Source organism: Pedobacter sp. 01T416_2 (assembly GCF_056398925.1).
Map to the genome: position 1 here is coordinate 1 of NZ_JBFTQI010001090.1, position 1,427 is coordinate 1,427.

The 1,427-nt window shown below is 37.9% G+C and carries 1 protein-coding gene and 1 pseudogene; one reads left to right on the top strand and one right to left on the bottom strand.

The window, feature by feature from the left end; translation table 11 throughout:
* Positions 1-1,173 (bottom strand): glycosyltransferase (locus tag AC1DPQ_RS27630; protein ID WP_477611549.1); only part of this gene is annotated, 1,173 nt, incomplete at its 3' end.
* A gap of 141 nt (positions 1,174-1,314) precedes the next feature.
* Between AC1DPQ_RS27630 and tgt the strand changes: the two are divergent.
* Positions 1,315-1,427: pseudogene (tgt, locus tag AC1DPQ_RS27635) on the top strand (tRNA guanosine(34) transglycosylase Tgt); the annotation flags it as partial.

Genomic DNA, 1,427 nt, shown 5'->3' on the forward strand with positions numbered 1-1,427 from the left:
GTTCAGGGTTAAAAACAGAAACAAAAGTATGTCTAAAATCGGGAACCACCAACGCAAATCGCTATAGTTTAAGCGTTTCAGCAATTTTGGATAGATAAAACACCTGATGATGATGCTTAATCCGAGGATGCCTAGGGCTACATATTGCGCCTCACGGCTAAAAAACATACATGTGGCAAAGAACGCATAAAACAAAAACTGAAAAACAATCTGAAGACTTAAAATAAACTTATGCTTCGATTTATAGAACTTTCCGGCGCCAAAATGACGTTTTTTCTGCCTCAGGTAACCTCCCCAGGTATTATTGGGTTCGCTCCAAACATGGCTATCGCGGTGTAAACGGATCTCTGTATTGTATTTATTGGCATGTGCGTTTACGAATAAATCATCATCTCCAGATGGGATATGCATGTGTGCTGCAAAGCCTTTATTTTTAAAAAAAAGCGATTTTTTATAGGCCATATTACGTCCAACCCCCATATACGGCATGCCTTTTAAGGCGAAAGCCAGGTAATTTACAGCAGTAAAAAAGGTTTCGAAGCGGATTAATGCATTTAACAGACTTCTTTTCTTCATATAGGGCGAGTAGCCCAAAACGATTTCAGTATTTTCATCAGCAGGCTGTTGCATATCCATTAACCAATGCTCAGAAGCTGGTGTACAATCTGCATCAGTAAAAACCAGCCAATCATACTTAGCTGCCTTTATACCCATGGTTACCGCGAATTTCTTACCTGCTATAAATTTATCGTTATCTAAAATCTTAACTACTTTCAGGTTACGGTGTTTCTTCTCTAATTGTTCTAAAAACTCCTCTGTACCATCCCAAGAGCGATCGTTAACCACCACAACTTCGAACTCCGGATAATCCTGGCTTAATAATGCAGGCAGATACTGTTCTAAATTTACAATTTCGTTTCGGGCACAAACAATTACACTTAACGGTTTTTGTGCCGATAACGGGATCTCCTCTATGCCTACATTGGCCAATTTCAAATGAACAAAAAGTACATAGTAAAGCTGGACCAAAAGGCAAAAAGCCAATATAGAGAGCAGAATAATTTCAAGCAGGGTTAATATCACGATGGTTAAATAAATAGGCGCAAATTTCTCATTTTTAATCTGTAAATCACTTTTATGTGGATAAAAAATTAAACAAAAATATGCCCTCAATTTTTGCTATTTTTGGCAGATTTTCGACGAGAAAAAACACATGTGAACCGCCTACCGTCAAAATAACAATTAGTTTTAATAAAACGTAATTTGATGGTGGTAAGCTCCACCTAACAATTGGAGAAAAATAAATAGAAACAGATGAAATTTAGTTTACAGGCTAACGATCCACTATCTAAAGCCAGAGCCGGAACGGTAACAACTGCTCATGGCGAAATACAAACCCCTATTTTTATGCCTGTGGGCACTGCAGG